Origin of the sequence: Paenibacillus sp. E194, assembly GCF_000935845.1 — a bacterium.
Classification (GTDB): Bacteria; Bacillota; Bacilli; order Paenibacillales; family Paenibacillaceae; genus Paenibacillus_B; species Paenibacillus_B alvei_B.
Window position 1 is genome coordinate 21536 of the sequence record NZ_JMDX01000061.1, and the last position, 6451, is coordinate 27986.

5 protein-coding genes are annotated in these 6451 nt (G+C 46.9%); 1 reads left to right on the top strand and 4 read right to left on the bottom strand.

All coding sequences use genetic code 11. The annotated features are described in order from the left end of the window. The first annotated feature begins 56 nt into the window (after positions 1 to 56). On the top strand, positions 57 to 3149 hold the full coding sequence (locus AZ66_RS10955; RefSeq protein WP_044354894.1) for a hybrid sensor histidine kinase/response regulator: 3093 nt from the start codon (positions 57 to 59) through the stop codon (positions 3147 to 3149). A gap of 281 nt (positions 3150 to 3430) precedes the next feature. On the opposite strand, the gene AZ66_RS10960 is transcribed toward AZ66_RS10955, so the two are convergent. The 4 genes from AZ66_RS10960 to AZ66_RS33310 form a co-directional block, all read right to left on the bottom strand. Further along, entirely contained in the window at positions 3431 to 4078 is a 648-nt protein-coding gene (locus AZ66_RS10960; protein WP_044354882.1) for an ABC-2 transporter permease, read from the bottom strand. Next, the gene (locus AZ66_RS10965) at positions 4068 to 4934 is read right to left on the bottom strand and encodes an ABC transporter ATP-binding protein (RefSeq protein WP_044354884.1); all 867 of its coding nucleotides are present in this window, start codon (positions 4932 to 4934) and stop codon (positions 4068 to 4070) included. The genes AZ66_RS10960 and AZ66_RS10965 overlap by 11 nt, the downstream gene beginning before the upstream one ends. Next, complete coding sequence (locus AZ66_RS10970) at positions 4931 to 5314, bottom strand: GntR family transcriptional regulator (protein WP_044354886.1); 384 nt, start codon at positions 5312 to 5314, stop codon at positions 4931 to 4933. Before AZ66_RS10970 ends, AZ66_RS10965 begins: the two co-directional genes overlap by 4 nt. Before the next feature lie 226 nt (positions 5315 to 5540). Continuing rightward, a partial coding sequence (locus AZ66_RS33310) for a SpaA isopeptide-forming pilin-related protein (RefSeq protein ID WP_044354887.1) occupies positions 5541 to 6451 on the bottom strand: 911 nt, incomplete at its 5' end.

Genomic DNA, 6451 nt, shown 5'->3' on the forward strand with positions numbered 1-6451 from the left:
TGGGCAAAGATGCCAAAATGCAGGAAAAAGAAGATTGCTGTAGAAAACCTCATAATATGATGAACAAGAAAAAAATCATTGTGAGCACGTTATTGTTCGTGCTTCTTCTTGCTGGTATCCACGTAACGTGGCTTATGACCTTGGAGGCATCTCAACATGTGAAGGTGGCCAATGGGGTTGCTGATCTGCGCGGAATGGAGCTGGATAACAAGCATACCGTATTTTTGGATGGACAGTGGGAGTTCTATCCGGATGCATTGATATCGAACGAGGATGAGCTGCGTCAATACCAAGGCCAATCGAGCTATGTTCAGGTTCCCGGAGATTGGAGGGAGGGCTGGCGGCAGCATAAAAGGAATTCATATGGCTATGGGACGTACCGGCTTCGCGTATTGGTCGATCAGTCGATAAATCAGCCCTACAATTTTTGGATAAGGGAAATTCAAGCGGCCAACGTCTTTCTAATCAATGGACAGATCGGTGCAAAATCGGGGGTAGTGTCCACCGATGCGGAGTCATATCGACCCGTTCAGTCATCCTTTACCACTTCCTACGAGGTCGAGGCAGAGGATCAAGGCGTCATCGAGGTTCTGCTTCAGGTCTCCAACTTCGACAATCCCTATAAAGGAGGCATCGCTCGCTCTATAAGATTCGGAACGCAGGCAGCGGTTGAATTTCAACGCTGGTATTCCATCGGTTTTCAATTAGTTACCTTTATCATTTTGATGCTGCACGGCCTATATGCCGTCATTTTGTTTTGCTTTAATCCGAGAGAGAAGACGTTTATTATTTTCGGGTTATTAATGACAATGACAGGCACATTAGTCATAGCTGACAATGATTCGATCCTGCTGTTATGGCTTCCAATCAATTATACCTGGGCGCTTCGAATCAAGATTCTTGCTTATTTGTGGCATGCCTGCTTCATGATGATTATGGGGAGGAACTTTTCTGGATTTACACGGCGCGGTAAGCTGTTCTACGGATATACGGGCTTCTTAGTCATGTTTACGGCATTTATACTTGTTGCCCCTGCGCCGTATATTTCCTTCACGACGGCCTATAAGATTTTCAGCGTGCTCTATCTCTTCCCGATTATTTGGTTATCATCCCTGATTATGCAGATGGTCTATCAAAACCGTAGGGAAGCCTATATTTTGCTGCTTGCGGCTGTCAGTGTTATGTCAGGGATCACCTGGAGCGTTTTTATTTATAACGGAACGAGAAATATGATTTACTATCCGATCAACATCATCGCTTCGATCGTTGGATTTTCGGCGTATTGGTTCAAGAGGTATTTCCGCAATGCTGAAGAGAATGCAAAATTGAACGAGCAGTTGCGGGAGGCTGACGAGAAGAAGGATCTATTCTTGGCAAACACGTCGCATGAATTGCGTACGCCGCTGCACGGTGTCATCAATATTGCGCAGTCCGTTGTTACACGTGAGAAGGAACTGATGGATGAGAAGAGCAGGGCAGATATGGAACTGCTTATTACGATTAGTCGCCGCATGTCGCATACCATTAATGATTTACTTGACTTGGCGCAGCTCCGGGAAGGCAAAGTCATTTTACAATGCGCTCCGCTTCGTGTGCAATCCGTGGCGTCTGGCGTGCTGGACATGCTGCGCTTCATGATGGAGGGCAAGCCAATCCAACTGGTTATGGCGATTCCGGAGACATTTCCGCCTGTTATAGCGGACGAGAAGCGACTAGTTCAAGTTTTGTCCAATCTTGTTCATAATGCAATCAAGTTCACGGATGAAGGTTCTATAACAATTTCCGCAGAGGTTCGAGAAGGGCTGGCCTGTATCTCTGTTGCTGATACGGGCATCGGTATGAATAAGGAACTGCAGGAGCGGGCGTTCCATGCTTATGAACAAGGAATCGCGGATACGAATACAAGTGCTGGGGGAATCGGACTTGGACTTCGCATTTGTGAGCAAATGGTGCAGCTGCATGGCGGAAGATTGGAAGTGGAATCGGAACTTGGAAAGGGATCTGTATTTTCTTTCACCCTGCAATTGGCTGAACCGGACACAAGTCCGCTTGTGCAGGAGGAGAACCCCATAGAGGCGCTTGTGTCTGTCCAGGCTGCAAGCGAGGTGAGCATGATCTCTGACGAGCTTCATGTGGTGCAGCAGCAGGCAGCCTCCGCCCTGTATAAGCCAATGATATTGATTGTCGATGATGATCGCGTGAATTTAAAAATACTTGGGGACATCTTGTCCACCGATCAATATGAGGTTGTGAGAGCAACGAGCGGCAAAGAGGCCTTAAGCAAGCTGGATGCAGCCAAGTGGGACTTGATCATTACGGATGTCATGATGCCACATATGTCCGGTTACGAGTTAACTCGCCTCATTCGCGAACGCTTTACGATTCTGGAATTGCCTATTCTGCTCCTAACTGCACGAAGCAACGCGGAGGATGTGCACTCGGGATTTTTGGCGGGTGCAAATGATTATGTAACGAAGCCTGTTGATGCTATGGAACTGCGCTCCCGCGTACAGGCGCTGACGGAGCTGAAGCAGGCAGTGAACGAACGCTTGCGCATGGAGGCTGCCTACTTGCAGGCGCAGATTCAGCCTCACTTCTTATTCAATACATTGAACACGATTACGGCGCTCAGTGATTTCGACACGAACAAGATGAATGACCTTATTGAGGCATTCAGCTCTTACTTGAGAATCAGCTTCGACTTCTTGAACTCGTCGAAGCTGGTACCGATTGAACATGAGCTTGATCTCGTTCGTTCCTACTTATTTATCGAGTATGCTCGCTTCGAGGATAGATTGAATGTCATTTGGGAGCTGGAGCAGCACATTCGAGTGATGATTCCGCCACTGACAATCCAGCCGCTTGTGGAGAATGCCATTCGACATGGGGTGCTAAGCCGTGCTCGCGGGGGAACAGTGCGTATCAGGATTACGCAGGATGATAGGTATGTTCATGTAGAGATTCGCGACGACGGTGTAGGTATGGACGCCCATCGGGTGGAAACCCTGCTTGAATTCCATGGGATTGAGAAACGGGGGATTGGGCTGCTAAATACAGACCGGCGATTGAAGCAACTATATGGAGCGGGTCTCATTATTCGCAGTAAGGTGAATGAGGGAACGAGTGTTTCTTTTGCGATGACGAAATAATGATATTGATAGGTGTACTCTAAAATGAGTTCTAGGGCTGCCCTAGGTCAACTTACCGACCTTTAGGCAGCCCTTCTTTATGAATATACAGGTGATTGCTGCAAAAAATTGAAGAACAAGGGAATTAAATTGTTGTGGCTTCTCGACGAAGGGCAGATGGCCGTAGATTACTATTTTTCCATAAAAAATGGTAGACGTCCACATGCTTATTGAATGACAAAAGGCGGGGGATTGTCCCTCGCCTTTTGTTTAATGTCTTAGCTTGCGACTTGTACGGACAATTACAAGTTCTTGCTTGCATAAATACGAATCGATATCATCATCGACACGATGCCAATGGCAAGAGCAATGATCCATGGAATCCACTGATGAATCTCATGCGGCAGCGGAAGCGTGAATGAAATCGATGCAAACCGAGACTGGTACCACTTCATGATCACTGGAGTGATGAAGGGGGTCACGAATATGATCATCATAGATATGAACTTTGTTTTTTCATAACCATATTTGTACTGCAACGGAATCAAGATGCCGAAGTACAGGCTGACGAGCAGCAAGGCCGTCCCTACGCCCAAGACACTCAAGCGGCTTAATAGTTGTGGAACGACAAGGGATGTGATTGTATAAAGGCCGAGACTCACAATAAAGATGGTGAGAACGAGCAGATACTTAGCTTTGACTAGCGCATTGCGTGTATAGGGAGTGGCACACAGCAGCGAGGCCCCCTTATACTTTTCCTCCGATACAGACACGGTATTGAATAGAATAAACTCCATAAAGAGCACGGTAATAAGAAAGCTGATGTTTCCATTTCCGCTTAGCGGCATCCGATAAGATATAAATAGAGGTCCGCCGATGGCGAATAGCAGCATGACCAGCAAATACTTTTTCGTAAGGATGAGATCTTTTTTGACCAGATTAATGAGCATGTCGATGACCTCCTATGTAAGCCAGCATAATGGACTCGATGGACGGCTTCTCCATATGCACGTTGCCCATTAGCTGCCGCACTTCGGGAATGCTGCGCGTAATGCCTTCGAATCCGTATGCGGTAACCTGTAGAGATAAGAAGAGGGATTCTGTGCGCTCATTCAGCAGCTTCTTGTCTCCCTTCACAAGGGCATGTGAATCCAGCAATGCATCCTTGTCTTCGTGAAATAAGATGTCCCCATGATCGATCATCAACAGGGTATCAGCAATCTTCTCTAAATCAGACGTAATATGTGTGGAGAAAAAGACACTCTTTCCTTCCTCGTTCATGAACTCCAATAGAAGCTCCATCAGTTCACTCCGGATGAGGGGATCAAGACCACTCGTGGGCTCATCCATAATGAGTAGATCGGCATGATGGGACATGGCGAGTGCAATGGCATATTTCATGCGCATGCCCTTGGATAAGGTCGATATCTTCTGATTCAACTGCAGGTTGAAGCGCTGGATATAGCGCTGGAAGATGGCTTCATCCCAGTTCGTATAGGCGGGGGCGATGATACTCTTCATTTCCGACAGCGTCATATCATCATAGAAATAGCCTTCATCAAATACGATGCCGATGCGGTTTTTCAAATCGCGCTCATGCTTGTCCATTTCCTTCCCCAGAAACGAAACGCTGCCCGCGTTCTTCTGAATGAGTCCTAGAATCGCTTTAATGGTCGTTGTTTTGCCAGATCCGTTCGTGCCGATGAAGCCTGTAATGCAGCCTTCCTGCAGTGCAAAGCTAACATCGTTCAGACGAAAACGCTCAAATTCGACTTTTACATTCGTTACTTCCAACAAAATACTCATAGCTCATCCTCCTCTACAAATAGCAGTTCCATCATTGCACGTAGTTCTTCCCTAGGAATACCTAGTGTCCGGGCTAGCTCCCATGCTTCTGCGAGCTTCGATTCCACGAGATGACGCTTGGACTCTGCCAGTAGCTCTTGGCTCTCTGGCGCCACATACGAGCCCTTCCCGGCCCTCGTCATGATAAACCCTTCTTCCTCCAACTCAGCGTATACGCGCTTGGTCGTTAGTACGCTGACATGCAGATCGTTCGCAAGCGAGCGAATGGAGGGAAGCAGTTCGCCTTCCTTCAGATCGCCGCGCAGAATCGCGTCCTTGATCTGATCCTTGATCTGTTGATATAAGGGAACGTCGGACACGTTCTTAATAATAATGTTCATGAAATACCCTCTTTGCTCGAAACTGTGCATACTGTATATTAAATAGATACACAGTATGCACAGTTACTACTTTACTCGATCATGCCCGAAATATCAATCCTCTTTTGAGTAGGATGGAATTGTGCTGAAATGGTAGAGGCATACTGTAGTTCATTGCCGGTGCCGTGCTAAATAATCAAAAGGCCTGCTGAATCAATCAGCAGGCCTTCCCGTATTCAATTCGCTATTAAGATTTCATCCATCTCTTGCGAATGGCGAACAATACGGATCCGAGCATGACAAGTGCCAGTCCAGCAAGCTGCATAGGCAGCGGGCTGTCTTCGCCTGTTTTCGGCAGCACTTTGTCGGATTTATCTTGCTTCCGGTTTTGTTCACGGTTGGTGATGTTATCGCTTGTGCTCTTATCTTTTACTTTATCCGATGTTCCGTTATTTTCGGACTTCTCGTTCGACCCATTGTCAGTGGCATTGTTATCCTTGTCCTTGCTATTGCTAGAGTCGTCATCATCCGTTTGATTGGACTCTTTACCGGAATCTCCAGTTTCGTTACCTGAATTCGTTTCCTTATCCGGTTTGTCGCCTGTTTCATTTCCCGTTTCTTTCTCAGGCTCTTTATTAGAACCATCTTCTGTGATGTGGCCAGGAATGTTGCCATCATCTTCAGGTTTTTCTGGCTTGCTTGGTTCTTCCGGCTTGATAGGTTTGTCCAGTTCGTTATTTCCGTTTTCAGTCGGTTCTTTCGAATTGTCACCTGGATGTGATGGATCGACTGGATTAACCGGATCAACAGGATTGATTGGGTCAATAGGATCGACTGGATCAATAGGGTTGATTGGATCAACTGGATCAACCGGGGCAATTGGCTCGATTGGTTTCAGCGTATTCTCAACAGTAACGAGCGTTTCTTTCTCACTCGTAATCGTGAACTCGGTGAGCTTTTTATCAATGAGATAGCCATCTGGAGCTTTAGTCTCTTCAACAAAGTAAGTGCCCGCCTTCAGATTCGGAATCAGAATAAGTCCATCCTTATCCGTAGTCTGAATTGGATACGGCTTACCGTTCTTATCCAAGAGAGGCTGCTGGTTCTCGTCAAGGAGACGGAACTGAGCGCCTTCAAGCCCTTTATCTTTCTTGCCCG